Origin of the sequence: Mesorhizobium robiniae, assembly GCF_040545535.1 — a bacterium.
GTDB classification, from domain to species: Bacteria; Pseudomonadota; Alphaproteobacteria; order Rhizobiales; family Rhizobiaceae; genus Mesorhizobium; species Mesorhizobium robiniae.
The window spans coordinates 38,220-57,391 of record NZ_JBEPMC010000012.1 but is presented as its reverse complement, the minus strand read 5'-3'; the positions used below and the strand labels follow the sequence as shown (position 1 = coordinate 57,391).

General features: G+C 62.5%; 18 protein-coding genes and 1 pseudogene. 7 read left to right on the top strand and 12 right to left on the bottom strand.

The annotated features are described in order from the left end of the window. Positions 1-2: 2 nt before the first annotated feature. Both ABID19_RS27365 and ABID19_RS27360 read right to left on the bottom strand, forming a co-directional pair. Entirely contained in the window at positions 3-1,190 is a 1,188-nt protein-coding gene (locus ABID19_RS27365; protein ID WP_354494021.1) for a Gfo/Idh/MocA family protein, read from the bottom strand. A 152-nt stretch (positions 1,191-1,342) separates the two neighbouring features. Further along, positions 1,343-2,398, bottom strand: a complete 1,056-nt coding sequence (locus tag ABID19_RS27360) for a sugar phosphate isomerase/epimerase family protein (RefSeq protein WP_354494020.1) — start codon at positions 2,396-2,398, stop codon at positions 1,343-1,345. Positions 2,399-2,793: 395 nt separating this feature from the next. On the opposite strand from ABID19_RS27360, the gene ABID19_RS27355 reads away from it, so the two are divergent. From ABID19_RS27355 to ABID19_RS27340, 4 genes are read left to right on the top strand one after another with little or no spacing between them, the layout of a single operon-like run. Continuing rightward, complete coding sequence (locus ABID19_RS27355) at positions 2,794-3,681, top strand: sugar phosphate isomerase/epimerase family protein (protein ID WP_354494019.1); 888 nt, start codon at positions 2,794-2,796, stop codon at positions 3,679-3,681. 58 nt (positions 3,682-3,739) lie between these two features. Next, a complete protein-coding gene (locus ABID19_RS27350) occupies positions 3,740-4,909 on the top strand; it encodes a mandelate racemase/muconate lactonizing enzyme family protein (RefSeq protein WP_354494018.1) in 1,170 nt (389 codons plus the stop codon). A gap of 2 nt (positions 4,910-4,911) precedes the next feature. Continuing rightward, entirely contained in the window at positions 4,912-5,628 is a 717-nt protein-coding gene (locus tag ABID19_RS27345) for a FadR/GntR family transcriptional regulator (protein WP_354494017.1), read from the top strand. A 1-nt stretch (position 5,629) separates the two neighbouring features. Then, complete coding sequence (locus ABID19_RS27340; protein ID WP_354494016.1) at positions 5,630-6,610, top strand: hydroxyacid dehydrogenase; 981 nt, start codon at positions 5,630-5,632, stop codon at positions 6,608-6,610. A gap of 7 nt (positions 6,611-6,617) precedes the next feature. Here ABID19_RS27340 and ABID19_RS27335 read toward each other — a convergent pair whose 3' ends face one another. Continuing rightward, entirely contained in the window at positions 6,618-7,913 is a 1,296-nt protein-coding gene (locus ABID19_RS27335; protein ID WP_354494015.1) for an amidase, read from the bottom strand. 119 nt (positions 7,914-8,032) lie between these two features. Between ABID19_RS27335 and ABID19_RS27330 the strand changes: the two are divergent. Next, positions 8,033-8,379 (top strand): annotated as a pseudogene (locus tag ABID19_RS27330) (GFA family protein). A 37-nt stretch (positions 8,380-8,416) separates the two neighbouring features. Here the strand turns inward: ABID19_RS27330 and ABID19_RS27325 are convergent. After that, positions 8,417-9,325 carry an SDR family oxidoreductase gene (locus ABID19_RS27325; protein ID WP_354494014.1) on the bottom strand — a complete coding sequence of 303 codons (909 nt, stop codon included), beginning with the start codon at positions 9,323-9,325 and terminating at the stop codon, positions 8,417-8,419. A gap of 94 nt (positions 9,326-9,419) precedes the next feature. On the opposite strand from ABID19_RS27325, the gene ABID19_RS27320 reads away from it, so the two are divergent. Continuing rightward, positions 9,420-9,989, top strand: coding sequence for a TetR/AcrR family transcriptional regulator (locus ABID19_RS27320; RefSeq protein ID WP_354494013.1), 570 nt, complete (start codon positions 9,420-9,422; stop codon positions 9,987-9,989). Positions 9,990-10,034: 45 nt separating this feature from the next. Here ABID19_RS27320 and ABID19_RS27315 read toward each other — a convergent pair whose 3' ends face one another. After that, on the bottom strand, positions 10,035-11,249 hold the full coding sequence (locus tag ABID19_RS27315; protein WP_354494012.1) for an MFS transporter: 1,215 nt from the start codon (positions 11,247-11,249) through the stop codon (positions 10,035-10,037). Positions 11,250-11,340: 91 nt separating this feature from the next. Here ABID19_RS27315 and ABID19_RS27310 point away from each other — a divergent pair, with 91 nt between their 5' ends. Further along, complete coding sequence (locus ABID19_RS27310) at positions 11,341-12,312, top strand: AraC family transcriptional regulator (RefSeq protein WP_354494011.1); 972 nt, start codon at positions 11,341-11,343, stop codon at positions 12,310-12,312. A gap of 179 nt (positions 12,313-12,491) precedes the next feature. On the opposite strand, the gene ABID19_RS27305 is transcribed toward ABID19_RS27310, so the two are convergent. The 7 genes from ABID19_RS27305 to ABID19_RS27275 form a co-directional block, all read right to left on the bottom strand. Continuing rightward, positions 12,492-13,577, bottom strand: coding sequence for an ABC transporter ATP-binding protein (locus ABID19_RS27305; protein WP_354494010.1), 1,086 nt, complete (start codon positions 13,575-13,577; stop codon positions 12,492-12,494). After that, complete coding sequence (locus ABID19_RS27300) at positions 13,577-14,680, bottom strand: ABC transporter ATP-binding protein (protein WP_354494009.1); 1,104 nt, start codon at positions 14,678-14,680, stop codon at positions 13,577-13,579. The genes ABID19_RS27305 and ABID19_RS27300 overlap by 1 nt, the downstream gene beginning before the upstream one ends. Beyond that, positions 14,677-14,886, bottom strand: coding sequence for a hypothetical protein (locus ABID19_RS27295; RefSeq protein ID WP_354494008.1), 210 nt, complete (start codon positions 14,884-14,886; stop codon positions 14,677-14,679). The genes ABID19_RS27300 and ABID19_RS27295 overlap by 4 nt, the downstream gene beginning before the upstream one ends. Further along, positions 14,883-15,842: a carbohydrate ABC transporter permease gene (locus tag ABID19_RS27290; RefSeq protein WP_352935648.1), complete on the bottom strand. Its 960-nt coding sequence runs from the start codon at positions 15,840-15,842 to the stop codon at positions 14,883-14,885. The genes ABID19_RS27295 and ABID19_RS27290 overlap by 4 nt, the downstream gene beginning before the upstream one ends. Before the next feature lies 1 nt (position 15,843). Next, the gene (locus tag ABID19_RS27285) at positions 15,844-16,749 is read right to left on the bottom strand and encodes a carbohydrate ABC transporter permease (protein WP_029348308.1); all 906 of its coding nucleotides are present in this window, start codon (positions 16,747-16,749) and stop codon (positions 15,844-15,846) included. A gap of 73 nt (positions 16,750-16,822) precedes the next feature. After that, positions 16,823-18,139 carry an ABC transporter substrate-binding protein gene (locus ABID19_RS27280; protein ID WP_352935651.1) on the bottom strand — a complete coding sequence of 439 codons (1,317 nt, stop codon included), beginning with the start codon at positions 18,137-18,139 and terminating at the stop codon, positions 16,823-16,825. Positions 18,140-18,488: 349 nt separating this feature from the next. Beyond that, positions 18,489-19,172, bottom strand: a complete 684-nt coding sequence (locus ABID19_RS27275; protein WP_354494007.1) for a TetR/AcrR family transcriptional regulator — start codon at positions 19,170-19,172, stop codon at positions 18,489-18,491.

Sequence of the window (19,172 nt, the reverse complement as noted above, 5' to 3'; positions counted from 1 at the left end):
TTTTAGAGCTTCGTCCAAGCTCCGTTCTTCTTCGACGACTTCACGCAGGCTTCGATGAACGCCATGCCTTCGACACCGTCCTGGATGGTCGGGAAGATGACGTCCTTAGCCGGCTTGCCGCCTTTGCGGCGCGCCGCGCGGATGGCGCGGGCGGCCTCCTGGTAGATGTTGGCGAAACCTTCGAGATAGCCTTCCGGATGGCCCGACGGAACCCGGCTGACGCGCCCGGCGACGGGCAGCGCGCCGGCACCATTTCGGGTGAGCAACTGCTTCGGCTGGCCGAACGGCGTGTACCAGAGATAGTTCGGGTCGGCCTGCACCCATTCAAGCCCGCCCTTTGAGCCATAGATGCGCAGCTTCAGCCCGTTCTCGTGGCCGGGCGCCACCTGGCTCGCCCAGATCATGCCCTTGGCCGGGTGCGCCTTGCCGACCGGTTTGAAGCGCAGCATCACGTTGACGTTGTCGTCGAGCTGCCGCCCCGGCACGAAGGCGTCGAGATCGGCTGAAAGCGAATCGAGTTCCAGCCCGCAGACGAAACGCGCGAGATTATAGGCATGCGTGCCGATGTCGCCCAGCGCACCGCCCGCACCCGCCTGCTTGGGATCTGAGCGCCAGGCCGCCTGCTTCTGACCGGTGGCAGCGAGGTCTTCGGTCAGCCAGTCCTGCGGATATTCCGACTGCACGATGCGGATGTCGCCGAGCTGGCCCTTGGCCACCATTTCGCGCGCCTGCCGTATCATCGGATAGGCGGTGTAATTATGGGTGAGCACAAAGACCTTGCCGGTCTTTTCGACCAGTGCCGCCAGTCTCTTCGCCTCGGCCAGCGTCGTCGCGAGCGGCTTGTCGCAGATGACGTGGATGCCGGCTTCGAGAAAAGCCTTCGCCGCCGGCACGTGCACATTGTTGGGCGTGACGATGGCCACCGCCTCGATGCCGTCGGGCCGTTTCGCCTCGGCCTTTGCCATCTCGGCGAAGGAGCCATAGCTGCGCGTGGGATCGAGCCCGAGTTCCGCGGCCGACGCTTTTGCGCGCGCGGGATCGGACGACAGGGCACCGGCGACCAGCACGAACTCATTGTCCATGCGCGCCGCGATCCGGTGCACCGCACCGATGAAGGCGCCTTGCCCACCGCCGACCATGCCGTAGCGGATCGGGCCGCCTCCCGTTTCCGACTTCGATGCGCCGACCATGATTTTCTCCCTCGTTGTCGCTTACCTCCCCCTTGAGGGGAGGTCGATCCGCGCAGCGGATCGGGTGGGGTCGCCGGGCGTGGAGCTCGGCATGAACCGACCCCACCCGGCCCTTCGGGCCACCCTCCCCTCGAGGGGGAGGGAAAGCCGCGCTAGATGCCCATCATGGCGCGCAGCACCTTCTTGTCGGTCGCGCCGCCGGCGAAATCGTCAAACGCCTTTTCCGTCACCCTGATGATGTGATGCTCGATAAAGGGAGCGCCTTCGGCCGCACCGTCCTCCGGATGCTTCAGACAGCATTCCCATTCCAGCACCGCCCATGAATCGTAGTCATATTGGGCCAGCTTGGAGAAGATGCCGCCGAAATCCACCTGCCCGTCGCCGAGCGAGCGGAAACGCCCGGCCCGGTTCGTCCAGCTCTGATAGCCGGAATAGACGCCCTGCCGGCCGGTCGGATTGAACTCGGCGTCCTTGACGTGGAACGCCTTGATCCGCTCGTGATAGATGTCGATGAATTCGAGATAGTCGAGCTGCTGCAGCAGGAAATGCGACGGGTCGTAATTGATGTTGCAGCGCTTGTGGCCGCCCAGCGCGTCGAGGAACATCTCGAACGTCGCACCGTCGAACACGTCCTCGCCCGGATGGATCTCGTAACCGAGGTCGACGCCATTGTCCTCATAGACGTCGAGGATCGGCTTCCAGCGTTTGCCGAGTTCGGAAAATGCTTCCTCGATCAATCCCGCCGGCCGTTGCGGCCAAGGATAAAGGTAAGGGAAGGCCAACGCTCCGCAAAATGACACCGAGGCCTTGAGCCCGAGATTTTTTGAAGCCTTGGCACCGAACTTCATCTGCTCGACCGCCCATTGCTGCCTCGCCTTCGGATTGTTGTGCACCGCAGACGGCGCGAAGCCGTCGAACTGCGCATCATAGGCCGGATGCACCGCCACCAATTGTCCCTGCAGATGCGTCGAGAGCTCGGTGATCTCGACGCCGGCATCCGTGCAGATGCCCTTCACTTCGTCGCAATAGGCCTTGGAAGACGCCGCCTTCTCGAGGTCGAACAGGCGGCTGTCCCAGGTCGGGATCTGCACGCCCTTGTAGCCCAGCCCGGCCGCCCATCTGGTGATCGACGGCAGCGAATTGAACGGTGCGGCATCGCCCGCGAACTGCGCCAGAAACAGCCCAGGCCCCTTCATTGTCGACGGCATCGGCATCCTCCCTTTTTGTCAGGACCAAGCATAGCGCCGATTGAAAGCACGGCCAGCCTCTTTGGTCTTTTCTCGACAGGCGCATATTTGCGCCGCCATTCTGGTATTACCAAATGTGGATATTTGGTCAAGCGGCTCCGCTCGCAATCAGAGCTGCCGCGATTGCCCAATTGCGAGAAAATATACCAGCTTAATCAATGGACTAATCCACTAACAGGGTTACCATGCAGGACTTCTTGCCGTCCATATGAAATTGCTGTAGACCTCTCCGGAGGCCCAATTGGTCGAACCAGTTCACGGCAAATGCTGGAGCGCCTTGGGGAGGAATCTTGCGACGCAATCTGGGGGTGCGTCGCGGGCGAATTGTTACAGGCGAATTCTGGGAAGGACAGACCATGCATCTTTCGACGCACAACTGGATGCGGGCCGAACCGTTGGAGACGACACTCAGGCGCATCAAGAAATTCGGCTATGAGTCGATCGAGATTTCCGGCGAGCCCGAACAGTACAAGACCAACGAGACGCGTGCGCTCCTCAAGGAGCACGGCATCCGCTGCTGGGGGGCGGTGACGCTGATGCTGGGCGAGCGCAATCTCGCCGCCAAAGACCAGGGCCAGCGCGAGCGCTCGGTGCAGTATGTCAAGGACGTGCTGACGATGGTCAGCGAGCTCGACGGCGAGATCATCACCCTCGTTCCCGCCACCGTCGGCAAGGTGGTGCCGGACGGCACCGAAGAAGAAGAATGGAAATGGGTGGTCGACGCCACCAGGGAATGCTTCACCTACGCCAAGAAGGTCGGCGTCAAGATCGCGGTCGAGCCGCTCAACCGCTTCGAGACCTATCTGTTCAATCGTGGCGCGCAGGCGCTGGCGCTGGCCGATGCGGTCAGCCCCGAATGCGGCGTCTGCCTCGACGCCTATCACATCCACATGGAAGAATTTAACGTCTATGACGCCATCCGGCAGGTCGGCAAGCGCCTGTTCGACTTCCATGTCGCCGATAACAACCGCTTCGCCGCCGGTCTCGGACAAATCGACTGGCCGAAGATCGTCAGCACGCTGAAGGAGGTCGGTTACGACGGCGCGCTGACCAACGAATTCGTCGCCCCTGTCGACCGCACGCCGGCCGCTCCCTATCCCGACATGGTCGAACGCAATCCTGTCGACATCTCGCCCGAGCAACTCAAGTTCATTCAGGATCATGGTTCCAGCGTGCTGACGGAAAAGTTCTACACCGATCAAATGCGCATCAACGCTGAAACGCTGCTGCCGCTGATCAAGTAGTCGATCCGTTTGGGAATGAGCCTTTCCGCCCTGACCGGCGGCAGGGCCGGGGATGAACATGCGCATCAAGACGGTCCAAGCCTGGTGGGTTCGCATACCGATCGAAGCCGCGAAGCAGCATCGCAGCGACTTCGGTCAGGTAACGACGTTCGACGCCGCCATCCTGCGCATCGAGACCGATGATGGGCTGGTCGGCTGGGGCGAAGGCAAGAATGCCGCCGGCAGCACCGGCAGCTATGGCGCACTCGTCCACATGCTGAACCACGAAATCGGCCCGCAGCTGATCGGCTGCGATCCGGCCGACATCGGGGTCATCTGGGAGATGCTCTACAATGGCGTGCGCCACGACAGTGCCGCGAAAAACGGCCACGCCATGCCGCAGCTGGCGCGGCGCGGCATCAGCGTCGCCGCGATCAGCGCCGTCGACATCGCGTTGTGGGATATTCTGGGCAAGTCGCTAGGGGTTCCGGTCTGGCGGCTGCTTGGCGGCCGCAAGCTCGACCGCATGCCGGCCTATGCTTCCGGTGGCTGGGCTTCCTCCGAGGCGATCGGCGACCAGCTGAAATCCTATATCGCCAAGGGCGGCTTCAAGGCGCTGAAGATGCGTGTCGGCGCGATGGACGGCGCTCCGCACAATTCCGCTGCCCGCGTCCGCGCCGCGAGACAGGCGCTCGGCCCTGAAGTCGACCTGATGGTCGATGCGCATGGCACCTATACGGTGGCGGAAGCCAAGCGCTTCATCCATCTCGCCGGCGATCTCGATCTGGCCTGGTTCGAGGAGCCGGTTATCGCCGACGACAAATCAGGCATGGCCGAAGTGCGGGCATCCGGCTCCGTCCCGATCGCCACCGGCGAAAGCGAAGCGACGCGCTATGCGTTCCGCGACCTCGCCACGCTGAAGGCGGCCGATATCTTCCAGCCCGACCCGGCCTTTTGCGGCGGCATCAGCGAGGCGATGAAGATCGGCACGATCGCCAGCGCCTTCAATCTGCGCTTTGCGCCGCATCTGTGGGCAGGCGCGCCTTGCTTCTTCGCCGGACTCCATGTCTGCGCTGCTTCGCCGGCTAGCTTTACCGTCGAATATTCGCTCGGCGCCAACCCGATGATCCACGATCTGATCGAAGAGACTGTCGAAGCAAAGGACGGTATGATAGCGATCCCCGAGAAGCCCGGGCTGGGATTCACCCTTTCGGAACGGTTCCTGGAGGCGCACGCGCTACGCGGCTGATCATGAAAGAAAAGAACCTTCTCGCGGAGCTCGCCGCCTATCTGTTCTCCCACTCCGACAAGGAGACGGGCCGAACGCCGTCGGAGCGTGAGCTGGCCGAGCATTTCGCCGTCAGCCGTGGCCAGATCCGCGAGGCGCTGGCCATCCTCGAAGCCATGCGTATCGTCGAGCGCCGGGCCAAATCCGGCATCTATATCGACACCAAGCAGCCCAGCGTCGAAGCGATGGCACTGTTTGCGCGAGCCGGCCTGCCGCTCGACCCGATTATGATCTACGAGACGGTCGAGTTGCGCAAGATTCACGAAATCAAGGCCGCTGAGCTTGCCTGTTCGCGTGCCACCGAGGAAAATTTCGAGCGGCTGCGCGAAATCCTGAAGGCTTCGGAGGATCGCATTGCTGCGGGCGAAGGCCTGGCCAAGGAGGACCGCGAGTTTCACCTTGAGATCGTGCGGGCAACCAAGAACAGCGTTTTTCACAACATATGCAGCGTCTATTACATGATGGGTGAGCAACGCCTGCCGATCTATTTCAACGATCCCGAACGTGGGGTTCGCTCGCATGCCGAGCACATTCAGATCTACGAGGCGCTGCTGCGCCGCGACGGCAACCTCGCCCAGGCGCTGATGAGCGCCCATCTGCAAGGCGCCGAAAGCTATTGGAAAGGCCTGATCGAGGGCGGCGGCGCAGAACCTCACAGCCCAGCACTCGAGCAGGTCTGACATGCCTAAAATCCTGTCGACGCACACGCTGCACCCGCGCGCCTCCGCCATGCTGACTGGTGCCGGTGAACTCGCTGTCGCCTCCGGCCTCGATGCGGACACGCTGGCGACTGAGGCGAGGAATGCCGACATCATCATCGTTCGCGCGCCGCTGCCGTCAGTGCTTTTCGAAGGGGCAACAAAGCTCCGGGCTGCAATCCGCCACGGCGCCGGGCTCGACATGATCCCGATGGAAGCGGCCACTGCAGCCGGCGTGCTGGTGGCAAACGTGCCGGCGGTCAATGCACGCTCGGTCGCCGAGCATGTGATGTTCGCGGCGCTCGCACTCTCCCGGCGCTTCCGCATGGTGGACCGCGATTTGCGCACAAAAGGCTGGCTCGCCGGCCGAGAGCACGCCAATTCTAACAGCGAGCTCGCCGGCAAGACGATTGGCATAGTCGGCCTCGGCGCGGTCGGCCAGGCGGTCGGCCACATCGCCGCGCATGGCTTTGACCTGAACGTCGTGGCGACCACCCGCAGCATGCGGCCGGCGCCGGACAAGGTCGGCTTCCTGTCAATTGATGCGCTGGTCGAGCAGAGCGACATCATCATTCTGTGCTGTCCGCTGACGCCGGAGACGCGCGGCCTGATCAGCCGCGAGCGCATCGGCCGCATGAAGCCGGATGCGCTGCTGATCAACGTTTCGCGTGGACCTGTGATCGACGATGACGCCCTGATCGAGGCGCTGAAAAAGGGCCGCATCGGCGGCGCCGCGCTCGATGTCTTTTCGACGCAGCCGCTGCCGCCAGGTCATCCCTATTTCAGCTTCGACAATGTCATTGTCACCCCGCACATGGCGGGGATCACCGAGCAATCGATGATGCGCATGGGCGTCGGCGCTGCGGGTGAAGCCTTGCTCGTGCTGGCCAACAGACTGCCGGTCAACCTGCGCAATCCCGAAGTGGTCGAGCACTATAGGCGGCGGTTTCCGGCCGACGCCTGACGGCACCTCAACGGCGAAGCAGTGCCTCGACTTCCGCCGCAATGCGCAGGAGACGGTGGTCGTGGCCATTGCGCGCCACCAGCATCAGCCCGGCCGGGCGCGTCATTCCCGGCATCGGCAGCGAGATCGCACAGAGGTCGAACTGGTTGGCAACCTGCGTGTTGCGCAGCAAAAGGCCTTCCGCACGCTCACAGAGAACATCGTCGCTGGTCATCGACACGATGGTCGGTGCGGTGACCGGCGTGGTCGGCAGGGCCAGCACATCGATCGATGCCAGCCGCTCGTCCATGGCGGCGACAAGCACCGTGCGGCGGCGGATTGCCTTTATATAGGCCGTGGCCGGAACGGCGGCAGCGCGCGACAACGGCTCGCTCACCCGCGGATCGACCGGCGTTGTCGCGCCAGTCGCCAGCCAATCTGCATGGACCTCGGCGCCCTCCATCGCAGCGATCGAGGCCCGCCCGGTTACCCCTCGCAAATCGGCAAGGAGGTCATCGATGGACAGGTCGGCGAGGCGTGCACCCGCAAGCTCTACCGTTCGAACATATCGGTCGAACGCCACCGCGACCTCTTCCTCCGTATCGTCGAACAGCACGCCGCGTGGAACGCCGATGCGCAGTCCGGCAAGCGGAAGTGGAATGAGAGCCAGAGGCTCTTCGCCGGCCATCACGGCATCGGTTGCGGCACATTCGGCCACGGTGCGGGCAAGCGGGCCAATGGAGTCCAGCGTGACCGACAGCTGGAAAACGCCATCACGCGGCACGCGCCGCGCCGTCGGCTTGAAGCCGACGACACCGTTCAGCGATGCCGGAATGCGCACCGAACCGCCGGTGTCGGAACCGATCGAGATCTCGCTCGTACCTTCGCCGACCGAAACACCGGCGCCGGAGGATGAGCCGCCCGCAATCCGGCTGGCGTCGGTCGCATTGCCGGGCGTGCCGTAATGCGGATTGACGCCGATCGCGGTGAAAGCGAATTCGGTCATATTGGTTTTGCCGAAGATGACGGCGCCGGCCTGTCGCAGCCGCCGCACGATGACGGCATCCCGCAGCGCCGGCGCCGCGGCGCCGAGCAACAGCGATCCGGCCGTGGTCGGCTCGCCGGCGACGTCGAACAAGTCCTTGATCGATACGATCGCTCCGTCGAGCGGTCCGAGCGTCACGCCGGCTTTGCGCCTGGCATCGGCGGCATCGGCTGCTGCCCGAGCGGCTTCCGGATAGAGTTTTACGAACACGCTTTCATTATCCGCGCGGACGGCGAGACGCGAAAGGACGGCTTCAAGACGATCGCGGGCTGATTGCATTTCGGTGTCGGACTCCGGACGCCTGCAACGTCTTACAGGCAACGACTGGTGCATGGACTGCAGAGGCATAACCTGGCAGGGACAGATTTGCACCCCGTTGAATGGAAGGAGGAGACCTGATGCTGTACAAAGGCAGCTGCCACTGCGGCAAGATCGCCTTCGAGATCGAAGGCGATCTGACCGGAGCCGTGCGATGCAATTGCTCGATCTGCTCACGCAAGGGCGCGCTGCTATGGGCCGTGCCGCATGAGACGTTGCGGGTGCTTGCCTGGGGCGACGATCTTGGCAAGTACACTTTCGGCAACCATGTCATCGCCCACCGGTTCTGCCGGGCCTGCGGCGTCCATCCCTTCGCCGAGGATGTCAGCGAAGGGGACGAACGAAGCGCCTACGTCAACATCCATTGCGTAGACGACCTCGATCTGGACGCTGTGTCGATTTCGACTTCGACGGCCGCGCGGCCTGAAACCGAAACCATTGCCGGCTCCCAGCGTTCGAGCGGTCTAACGGTACCCGGTCACATCGGCTGGTTTGCCGGCGTCCTGAACCTCGGGAACATAGCGCCAAGCGTCGGGCCGCGAGCCGTCGAGGTCAGTGAAACCGTAGACCTGCGCCAGCCCGCCACTCGACAGCGACTGTCCGTTCCAACGCGAACGATCCGGGTCGGCCGCAAGCGCCGCCACCGCGCGGCCGACAAAGCGCGGCGTCTCCGAGATGGCAAAATGCGGCACCTTCGCTATCGCATCGCGCCAGTTGTCCTCCTTGACGCCGAACGCCTCAAGCATCATTTCCGAACGCAACCAGCCGGGCGTGAGCGAAACCGACGTAGCACCATGCGCCGCGAGATCCTTGGCATGGGCCCATGCCATGCGTGTCACCGACACTTTGGCGAGATCATAGAAGGGCGACAGCCGATAGTGGTCGGCATTGTATTCGGCGGTGCCGTCGGTGACCTCGACAAGCAGCCCACCCGAACGCTCGATCAGCAGCGGCAGCGCGTGGTGAGCTGTGATCAGGTGCGTGTCGATTGCCAGCCTGAGCATGCGCAGGCCGTTCTCGAGATTGTGCTGCCAGACCGGCTTGTCCCATTCGAACAGCTTTTCGCCGCCCCAGATGTCGTTGACCAGTATATCGAGACGGCCCTGCTCCGCGCGGATTCGGTCGACCAATTTGCGCACGTCTTCCGAAATCAGATGATCGACCTGCACGGCAATGCCCTTGCCGCCAAGCGCCGAAACCAGTTCCGCCGTTTCCTCGATGGTCTCAGGACGTGCATATTCGGACGGATGCCCGCGCGTCGACCTGCCGGTGACGTAAACAGTCGCGCCGCTGGCGCCCAGTTCGACTGCAATGCCTCGGCCGGCGCCACGCGTGGCGCCCGCGACCAGAGCGACTTTTCCACGAAGCGTCATTAGGCTCTCCCTAAACTCGATTCGACCAGGAGGTGCTGGTCTTTGCCAGTGCCGCGATATATAAATGATTATTCGGTTATAAATGGATGTCAAGATGCCCCGGCCAAAAACCCAGTCCGACCAAGACGTGCTCGAAGCGGCGAACCGGCTGATCCACGCGCATGGCCCGGAAGCGCTCACCTTCGAGCGGCTGTCCGTGGCCTGCGGACTTTCCGGCTCGACGCTGGTGCAGCGTTTCAAAAGCAAGGCCGCTCTGAAGCAGAGGGCTCTGTTGCAAGCATGGGACCGGCTTGATGACAAGACGGCGAGGCTGTCGAAGACGATCCCAAGAACCCCTGGTGGAGCGATTGGGCTGCTGGTGGCGCTGTCGCAGGACTATGGCGGCATCGAATCCTATGCCGAAGGCCTTCTGGTGCTGCGCGAGGATCTGCGCGATCCACTGCTTCGCGAACGCGGCGCGTCGTGGAAAGCTTCTCTGTGTGACGTGCTCGACGCCTGTTTTGCCTCAGCAGCCGATCCGCCTGAAGGCATCGGCCTGCTCATGGCTTCGCACTGGCAAGGCTCGCTGCTGTGGTGGAGTTTCGACCCCAAGGTCGAAGTGACCGCTTATGTCGAAAACAGCCTGACCCGTTTCGTAACGGCGATAACGGCCCGAAGAGCGTAACCGATCTCCGGGCCGGTCAAAGATGAATCCGCAAGGGCGGATGGGCTAGGCTGCGTGCTTCGGACCGAGCAGGAACGCCGCCAAGGCCGCCAGCAACGTGGCGATCCCGCAATAGGCGAAAGCGCTGGCAACGCCGGCATTGTCGACCAGCACGCCGCCGAAAACGGCGCCCAGCGCAATGGCCACCTGGAACGCCGCGACCATCAGCCCGCCGGCGCTCTCGGCCTGGTCGGGAGCGGCTCGCACCAGCCAGGTTTGCAGCCCGACCGGCACCGCACCGAAGGCAAAGCCCCAGGCAGCAACCGCTATCGCCGCAACGACTGGCGAGGCTCCGAGAGTAAGTAGCAAGGCGGCTGCCAGAGCAATCAGCAGAGGTGCCAGGCCGACGGCGGTCTTAAGGCTGCGCTCGGCCATGAAGCCACCGGCAAAATTGCCGAAGAACCCACCGATTCCGAAGGCGAGCAGCACCAGAGAGATCGTCTCGATGTCCAGCGCAGGCACCTTCTCCAGAAACGGGCGGACATAGGTGAAGCCGGCAAAGTGTCCCGAGGCGACCAGCAGGACCACCAGAAGTGCCGCCCTGATTGTCGGGCGCTTCATCACGTCCAGCAAGGTTCGAAAGCTTGCCACGCCCATCGGCGGCAGCTTCGGAAGGGTGGCGATCTGCACCAGCAGCGCCAGGGCGCCGACGACCGCCGCGATCATGAAAGCGGTGCGCCATCCCCAGACGTCGCCGACATAAGCGCCAACCGGGGCTGCGGTAACGGTGGCGACCGAAACGCCGGTTAGGATAATCGACATGGCGCGCGGCATCAGCCGCATCGGCACGAGCCGCATCGCCATGGCCGCCGACATCGACCAGAAGCCGCCGAGGGCGATGCCAAGAACGACGCGGGCAGCCAGAAGCACAGGAAGCGACGACGCGAACGCCGCGAGCAGGTTCGAGACGATCAGAAGAACGGTCAGGCCCCACATGACCAGCCTGCGATCCAGCCGCTTGGTGACGATGGCCATGGTCGGCGCCGCGATCGCTCCGACGACCGCTGTCGCAGTGACAGCTTGCCCGGCGGCGCCTTCGGTGATGCCGAGATCCTGCGCCAGCCGCGTCAGCAGGCTGGCGGGCAGGAATTCGGCGGTCACCAGGCCGAAAACGCCAAGCGCCAGCGATACCACCGCGCCCCACGCCGGCTCGGATCGTTCTTCGGATTCGGAAGAGTCGAGAACAGCGGCGTCCATGACGCCTGTCACGGGTTCGGTCATCGTGAATCTCCGATCTGGTTGCAGCGCAACATTTGGCTGCAGTGCAACATAAGGAGTGACCGCCTGGAGTTTCCATGCTAGAAACACCATTATGCTTGACTATTCGTCCAAAGTTCCGATCACCGGCGATCCGCTGACCGACATATTGCGCGGGCTGCGGCTCGACGGCGTCGAATATGGCCGCTGTGAAATGCAGGAGCCTTGGGGGCTTCAATTTCCGGCCCAGACGGCGGCACGGTTTCATTTCATCGGCCGCAAGGGATGCTGGCTGCTGCAACCGTCCGGCGAATGGGTAGAGCTCAAGGCGGGCGACGCGGTGTTGCTGCCACGCGGTGCAGCACACGTCCTGGCAAGCGAGCCGGGCATTGAGGCTTCGCCGATCCAGGGCTACCAGGTCGCCGAGGTCTGCAAGGGCGTTTACTGCCTGTCCAACGAAGGTTGCCGGCCGGGGACCCTGCTGTTTTTCGGCAGCATGTATTTCAATCTCGACGGTCTGCATCCATTGCTCGGCATGATGCCGGACGTGATGCGCGCGCACGAGTTGGAAGCCTATGAACCCGGCATCCCACATCTGCTGGAGTCCATGGCCCGCGAAGTGACGCTGGAGCGTGTCGGTTCGGGCGGCATTCTCGCACGGCTTGCCGATGTGCTCGCCGCCACCGTCATCCGGTCGTGGGTCGAGCGCGGCTGCGGCGACTCGTCCGGATGGATTGCGGCGGTGAGAGACCGCGAGATCGGCCGCGTGCTGGCCGCAATCCACCTCGAACCGGACCGCGACTGGACGGTGGAAACGCTCGCCAGGATGATGGGCGCCTCGCGATCGGGTTTCGCGGAGCGCTTCGCCACGATCGTCGGCGAAACGCCGGCGAGATACGTCACCCAGGTGAGGATGCATCAGGCACGGCAATGGCTGGTCCGCGACCGGCTGAAGATCTCCGTCGTCGCCGCTCGCCTGGGCTATGAATCCGACGCGGCCTTCAGTCGGGCGTTCAAGCGCGTCATCGGAACGGCTCCCAGCCATTTCCGGGCCGAGGAACAGGCTGAGACCCGTCAAGCCGGCTAAATCTGGCTAAGGGCTTCAAGCCGCCGAGCATCCTCCTGCCCAACAGACGCGCTCAACAGCGTTTCACCGTTTCACGGAAACGCCGAAACGCTCTATCTCTTTGTTTCTGCGCAATTCCCTAGGGAAAGCGCTATGCGCTTTTCCCGGGAAAACCATTTCACACTTTTCCTGGAATTGCTTTAGCCCGCGTGGCGGAGGCTTATTCCGCTACTCTTGTCGAACAGCACCACCTTGTCCGGATCCCAGGCAAAGCGCACCGGTTGCTCGATCTCGACATCGGTTCTGGCCGGCACCGTGGCCCGCAGCATGGCGTCGCCGACCCGCAGCGTAAGGATCTTCTCGACGCCATGGTTCTCGACATCGTGGACGCGCGCTTCCACCGGCGCCCCGCTCTCGAGATAGACATCCTCGGGACGAATGCCGAAGACGAGCGGGCGACCGTCGGTCGCACCGCTCGTCTTTGCCCTCCCCGCAAAAGGCAGTTCGAAATTCAGCGGTGCCATCACCGCGCGGCCGTCGACGAGTTTGCCGTCGATGAGATTCATCGGCGGCGAGCCGACGAAGCTCGCCACATAGGTGTCGCGCGGATTGTTGTAGATCTCATACGGCGTGCCGGTCTGGACGATGCGGCCATGGTTGAGCACGCCGACCTTGTCGCCCATCGACATCGCCTCGATCTGGTCGTGCGTCACGAACAGGAAGGTCGCGCCGAGCTGCATCTGCAGGTTCTTCAGCTCGGTGCGCAGCGCCTCGCGCAATTTTGCGTCGAGCGCCGACAGCGGCTCGTCCATCAGGAACACGCGCGGCTTGCGCACGATGGCGCGGCCGATCGAGACACGCTGCATCTCGCCGCCCGAAAGCCGGTCGGTCTTGCGGTCGAGCAGATGCTCTATCCGCAGCGTCCTGGCGGCACGGTCGACGCGATCCTTGATCTCCGCGTCGGGCAGCCGGCGGATTTTCGGCTTCAGCGGGAATTCGAGGTTCTGGCGCACCGTATAGCGGGGATAAAGCGAATATTGCTGTAGCACCAGCGCCACATCCCGCTCGGCCGCACCCCAGTTGGCGACGTCGACGCCATCGATGAAGACCTGGCCTTCGGTCGGCTTCTCCAGGCCGGCGACCATGCGCAGCGTCGTCGTTTTGCCGGCCCCGGTCTCGCCGAGCAGCACGAAGAACTCGCCATCGGCAATGTCGAGATTGAGCCCGGTCAATGCAGTGTGATTGCCGAATGTCTTCGAGATGTTCTTAAGCTGGATATGGGCCATCAGAGTCTCACCCCCAGCGACTTGCCGCTCGCCGTATCGAAGAAATGCGCCTGGGCCGGATCGATCTTGACGAAGACCCTCTCGCCCGGTCCAGTGACAAAGCCGCTCTTGGTGCGCGCGCGCAGCATCTTGGAGCCGACCTTGAGGTCGACGATGTCGAAAGAGCCGAGCGGCTCGACGATCTGCGCCTCGACCGGCAAGAACCCGTCGGCGGCTTCGCGGCGAACGATGACGCCTTCCGGCCGGATGCCGAGCGCAAGCTTGGCGCTGGCATGGCCGTTGAGCTTCGCCAGCAGCGCGCGCGGGAATTCGAAGCCGGTGGCCGCTCCGCCAACCGTCACCGAGGCCGACGCGGCTTTTTCCGCCACCGACGCATCGGCGACATTCATCACCGGGCTGCCGACGAACTGCGCGACGAACAGATTGGCCGGCCGCGAATAGACCTCGTCCGGCGAACCGACCTGCTGCAGCACGCCTTCATGCATGATGACGATGCGGTCGGCGAGGCTCATCGCCTCGATCTGGTCATGCGTGACATAGATGGTGGTGGAGCCCTGCTTGATGTGCAGCCGCTTGATCTCGGCCCGCATCTCCTCGCGCAGCTTGGCATCGAGCGCGCCGATCGGCTCGTCCATCAGCATTGCCTTCGGCCGCCGCACCAGCGCCCGGCCGATGGCCACGCGCTGCATGTCGCCGCCCGACAGCGCCGAGGGTTTCTTGGCGAGGAGATCGGTGATCTGCAGCGTCTTGGCGACCGAGCGCACTTCGCTGTCGATCTCGGCTTTGCTCTGGCGCGTGGCCCTGAGCGGAAAGGCAATGTTCTCGTAGACGCTCATATGCGGATAGAGCGAGAACGACTGGAAGACCATGGCGATGTCGCGGTCGGCGGCCTTGAGATGCTGGACCGGCTTGCCGTCGATGAGGATATCGCCGCCGTCGATCGTCTCCAGCCCGGCAATAGCGCGAAGTGTCGTCGTCTTGCCGCAGCCCGATTGGCCGAGCAGCACGATGAACTCATTGTCGGCGATCTTGAGATTGAGGTCCTTGATGACCTGAACGGCGCCAAAGAATTTCTGGACGCCACGAAGCTCGATCTGGGTCATGCGTGGCCTTCTTTTTCCAACGCGCCGGTCGCCTGCGGTTTCTGCCTTGGACCGACCCAACCGGTGATCATGAAGGTCAGCAGTCCGACGATGATGATCGTCAGCCCGTAGCGGTGCAGGAAGAAATTCCACGGCTGGCAGAGCGCGATGATGCCGAACACCATCACGATCTCGGCCGTGCGCTGGATTGTAGCATGGCGGATCATTTGCGGATCGCTCCAAAGGACATGCCGCGCAAGAGGTGGTTGCGGAGCAGGAAGGTGAAGATCGCGACCGGCAGCAGGAACAGGAAGGTTCCGGCGGCAATCACCGTCCAGTCCGGCAGGCCGGAACCGACCTGGCTGGGGATGAAGGGCGGTGCCGTCTGGGCGCGTCGGTTGGTCATGATCAGCGCGAAGGCATATTCGTTCCACGCGGTGATGAAGCAGAACACGGCGGTGGCGGCGATGCCGGTGGCCGCTTCCGGCAGCACGATCTTGAAGAAGGCCTCCATGCGCGTGTAGCCGTCGACGAGCGCTGCCTCCTCGTACTCCCTCGGAATCTCGTCCATGAACCCCTTCATCAGCCATACGGAGAAGCTGAGGTTGAAGGCGGTGTAGAGGATGATCAGGCCCCAATGCGTGTCGTTGAGGCCGACGACCCGGTACATCAGGAACATCGGGATCGCCACCACCACTGGCGGCAGCATGCGCGTCGACAGGATGAAGAAGAGCAGGTCCTGTTCCCCCTTTATCTTGAAGCGCGAAAAACCATATGCGGTGAAGGTGCCCATGCCGACGGCCAGGACGGTCGAGGTTATGGCGACGATCAGCGAATTCATGAAGCGGCTCGGATAGCCGGACCACTGCACCTCGCCCCTGCCCGAGCGCACCACCTTCTCGCCGCCGTCAAACACCAGCCGCTCCCACCACGGGGCGGCGGCGTATTGCTCCGGCGTCGGCGCGGTGCGCAACTGCGACCGCTTGGTGAAGAGCTTCACGAAGGGCGATATCTCAGGCTGGAACACCACCGTCGGTGGAATGGTGGTGGCAAGGTTGCGCGGTTTGAACGCCGTCGAGGCTATCCAGTAGATCGGCGCCAGGAAGATCATTGTGATGATCAGCACACCGACGATGGCGAGCTTGTTGAGCGAACGCTCGGTAGAGGTGGTGACAGCGGCCATTCTAGCGCTCCTTCACCTTGTTCAGGTATTTGACGTAGATGTTGGTGATCGCCAGGATCATGATCAGCACGATGTAGGCTAGCGCGCAGGAGCGCCCGGTCTGCCATTCCTGGAACGCCATCTTGTAGAGCCGGATCGAGATCACCTCGGTGGTTGGCTGGCTGGTCAGGATGTAGGCGAGATCGAAGGTCTTGAACGCCTCCATGGTGCGAAAAATGATCGCGATCATCAGAATCGGCGCGACCAAGGGCAGCGTGATGCGAAAGAAGGTGTAGAACGATCCGGCGCGGTCGATCGCGGCCGCTTCGTAGAGGTGCTTCGGCACTGCCGACAGGCCGGCGAGCGACAGCAGCATCACGAAGGGCGACCACATCCAGATGTCGGTGATGGCAACCGCGTAGAGCGCCATGTCGGGGTTGGAGAGCCACTCGAAGGAGCCGAGGCCGAGCGTATAGTTGATGATGCCGAAGGACGGGTCGTAGAGCAGCTTCCAGAACAGGCCGACGACGGCCATCGACAGCATCATCGGCAACAGCAGGAGGGTCGTCAGCAGGCCCTTCAACGGGATATCGCGGTTGAGCAGCAACGCCACCCCAAAGCCGACGATGACCTGGCCGACTACGGAGACGATGACATATTTGGCGGTGATGGCGAAATTCGACCAGATGAACGGATCGTTGAGCAGCTCGCGGTAATTCTGCAGTCCGACGAAATTGGCCGCCGCCGGGCTCGATGCGCGAAAATCGGTGAACGAATAGCCGAGCGAGTAGATCAGCGGAAAGATGTTGAAGACGATCAGGAAAACGATCGTCGGAATGATGAAGAGATTGCGGATCGTGAGATCGCTCATACCGCGGGCGGCGGAGCGCGAATTTGGATCCAGAGTGGTCATGACTGCAGTGGCCAAGGCCCGTTCCTTCCTTGTCCGGAAAAGAAAACGGAAGGGGCGAGCTCCCGCCCCCTCCGAGCGTTAATGCCGTTTACTTCACGCGGTTGTATTTCTTGAATGTCGCGTTCCAGTCCGCGGCGAGCGAATCGAGCACTTCCTTGGCCGTGCCCTGATTGCCGGTGATGTACGGATAGACGCGTTGGTTCATCTGGATGAGCAGCTCGGCATATTCCGGCGTCGCCCAGAAGTCCTTCACCTTGAACATGGTTTCGTAGAAGGCCTTGTTGTAAGGCGTTGCGTTCTGGAATTCAGGCGACTCGAGCACCTTGGCGCTTGCCGTGTAACCGCCGAGTTCCGCCCATTTCTTCTGCGTATCTTCCTTGATAAACCATTCCAGGAACTTCATCGCCTCTTCCTGGTTCTCGGAATAGGAGATGACGGAGATGCCCTGGCCGCCGAGCGCGGCGAACTGGTCGCCGTTCGGCCCTGGAGGGTTGGCGAAGAAGCCGGTGGCCTTGGCATTCGGGTTCGAGGCTTCGTTGATGAGCGCCGGGAAGAAGGCGAAATAGTTCATGCTCATCGCCGCCAGGTTCTCGGTGATCGCCTGGTTGTCCTCGATGAAGAAGCTCTTGGCCCAACCAGGAGGAGTGAAGGAATAGAGCTCCTTGTAGGCCTCGAGCGCCTTGACGTTCTGTTCGGAGTTGATGATCCCGTCGACCTTGTAACTGGCATAATCGCCAAGTTCGCCGCCGTAGGAGAAGATGGCGTTCTCGACGCCCATCACCAGCGCGTCATACGAGTTATCGGTGTAGATGGCGACGCCGTAGCGCTTCTCGTCGGGACGGTGGAAGAATTCGGCGATGTCGCGCAACTGCTTCCAGTCCTTCGGCACGCCGAGATCGTAGCCATACTTGGCCTTGAAGGCTTCCATCTCCTTCGGGTCTTCGAACCAGTCCTTGCGATAGGACCAGCCGACCGCGTCGCCCTCGGCCGGGATCGACCAGTACTTGCCGGAGTTGGACGGATATTCGGCGTAGTACTTGACCGTCGCTGGCGCCATCACCTCCTTCAGATTGTGCTTGTTGAAAAAGTCGGTGAGGTCGACATAGTGGCCCGCCTCGGAGGCCGCGCCGATCCACTGCGAGTCGCCGACGACCATGTCGTAGGCGCTGCCCTTGGCGTTGAACTCGGTGAATGCCTTGGTCTGGAAGTCGGACCAAGGCGTGGTTTCGACCGTGACCTTCACGCCGCTCTCGGCTTCGTAAAGATTGACGAGTTCCTGCAAATAGTTCGCCGGATCCCATTCAGCCCAGAATATGGTGAGTTCCTTATCCTGCGCGTAGACGGACGTTCCGCAGGCGAGCACTAAGCCGATACCAGCAAGCATGCTGGTCATTGTCTTGCGCATAATGATTTCCTCCCTTGTGCGCATTCTACCGTATCATGCGAGCCGGCGGCGAGGCCGACCCTGGTAGTTCCTCCCGTGATGCCACCATCCGGCTTTGAGCCTCCTCGCTCAGCCGAAATGGCCCTCACATCCAATCCGCTTTATTGCCTTGATCTGGTATTACCAATTCCAGACGCACGTCAAGCTCTTTCTTGGACGATGACAGACACTCAAACAAGCGAATTCCAGCGACATCTGCCTGTTTTCCTTAAATTTTCCTACTCCTTGATACGCAAGAGCCTTGTACGGGCTACGGCACCACGGCTATTGTCAGTAATCGGCATCCCCATCTGGTCGAACCAGATCGACACTATTTCGTGGCTGTCGTCGGCGCGCTTCTGTCCCCTCCGGCTATCGATTCCACTACTGCAGCTCGCACCAGGGCCCCGGCTGCCCATTGCGCGACCGACATCATCCTGCGGCTGTCCAGCCCCCATATATCCTTCAGCACGATGAGCACTTCAACGCCGAAGATCAGCGACAGGGCCTGCGCCAGGCGCTTGAATTCGCGCGGCGGCAGCCGATCCTTGAGCGGTGCGATCGCGTCCTTGAGCAGATCGACGCGATGGCCGCGCGTGAAGGCCGGCTCGCCGCCCAGCGTGCCCGCCTGCCGGCGCGCCCACTGGTCGAGCGACAACTTCAGTGCTGCCTTGAACGTCGCCTCGAAGGCCTCGATACGCGGCATAGCCGTATCGAACAGTTCGACGACGCGGCGCTCGGGGTCGGTTGAGGCTGATTTCCAGGTGAGGATCGGCCCGAGGCCTTCGTTGACCACCGCTTGCACCAACGCCGCCTGGCTGGGAAAATACCGATAGGCGGTGGCGCGCGAGACTTCCGCGGCTTCGGCGACCTCGCTGACCGAGGGCGTGGCGCCTGCCTGCATCAGCCTTGTCGCCGTCTCCAGCATCAACCGCCTTGTGCGCGCCCGCGGTCCGCGCGCCGCTTGAGAGCCGGCGTCGTCGGACACTGCCGCTTGTTGACGTGAGACATTCAT

Excerpts from the sequence above, each read along its gene's own strand:
- ABID19_RS27365 (WP_354494021.1), bottom strand. The coding sequence starts at position 1,190 with ATGGTCGGCGCATCGAAGTCGGAAACGGGAGGCGGCCCGATCCGCTAC.
- ABID19_RS27325 (WP_354494014.1), bottom strand. The coding sequence starts at position 9,325 with ATGACGCTTCGTGGAAAAGTCGCTCTGGTCGCGGGCGCCACGCGTGGC.
- ABID19_RS27320 (WP_354494013.1), top strand. The coding sequence starts at position 9,420 with ATGCCCCGGCCAAAAACCCAGTCCGACCAAGACGTGCTCGAAGCGGCG.
- ABID19_RS27290 (WP_352935648.1), bottom strand. The coding sequence starts at position 15,842 with ATGGCCGCTGTCACCACCTCTACCGAGCGTTCGCTCAACAAGCTCGCC.
- ABID19_RS27295 (WP_354494008.1), bottom strand. The coding sequence starts at position 14,886 with ATGATCCGCCATGCTACAATCCAGCGCACGGCCGAGATCGTGATGGTG.
- ABID19_RS27335 (WP_354494015.1), bottom strand. The coding sequence starts at position 7,913 with ATGCAATCAGCCCGCGATCGTCTTGAAGCCGTCCTTTCGCGTCTCGCC.
- ABID19_RS27300 (WP_354494009.1), bottom strand. The coding sequence starts at position 14,680 with ATGACCCAGATCGAGCTTCGTGGCGTCCAGAAATTCTTTGGCGCCGTT.
- ABID19_RS27350 (WP_354494018.1), top strand. The coding sequence starts at position 3,740 with ATGCGCATCAAGACGGTCCAAGCCTGGTGGGTTCGCATACCGATCGAA.
- ABID19_RS27315 (WP_354494012.1), bottom strand. The coding sequence starts at position 11,249 with ATGACCGAACCCGTGACAGGCGTCATGGACGCCGCTGTTCTCGACTCT.
- ABID19_RS27280 (WP_352935651.1), bottom strand. The coding sequence starts at position 18,139 with ATGCGCAAGACAATGACCAGCATGCTTGCTGGTATCGGCTTAGTGCTC.
- ABID19_RS27310 (WP_354494011.1), top strand. The coding sequence starts at position 11,341 with ATGCTTGACTATTCGTCCAAAGTTCCGATCACCGGCGATCCGCTGACC.
- ABID19_RS27305 (WP_354494010.1), bottom strand. The coding sequence starts at position 13,577 with ATGGCCCATATCCAGCTTAAGAACATCTCGAAGACATTCGGCAATCAC.
- ABID19_RS27340 (WP_354494016.1), top strand. The coding sequence starts at position 5,630 with ATGCCTAAAATCCTGTCGACGCACACGCTGCACCCGCGCGCCTCCGCC.
- ABID19_RS27360 (WP_354494020.1), bottom strand. The coding sequence starts at position 2,398 with ATGCCGTCGACAATGAAGGGGCCTGGGCTGTTTCTGGCGCAGTTCGCG.
- ABID19_RS27345 (WP_354494017.1), top strand. The coding sequence starts at position 4,912 with ATGAAAGAAAAGAACCTTCTCGCGGAGCTCGCCGCCTATCTGTTCTCC.
- ABID19_RS27355 (WP_354494019.1), top strand. The coding sequence starts at position 2,794 with ATGCATCTTTCGACGCACAACTGGATGCGGGCCGAACCGTTGGAGACG.
- ABID19_RS27275 (WP_354494007.1), bottom strand. The coding sequence starts at position 19,172 with ATGAATGTCTCACGTCAACAAGCGGCAGTGTCCGACGACGCCGGCTCT.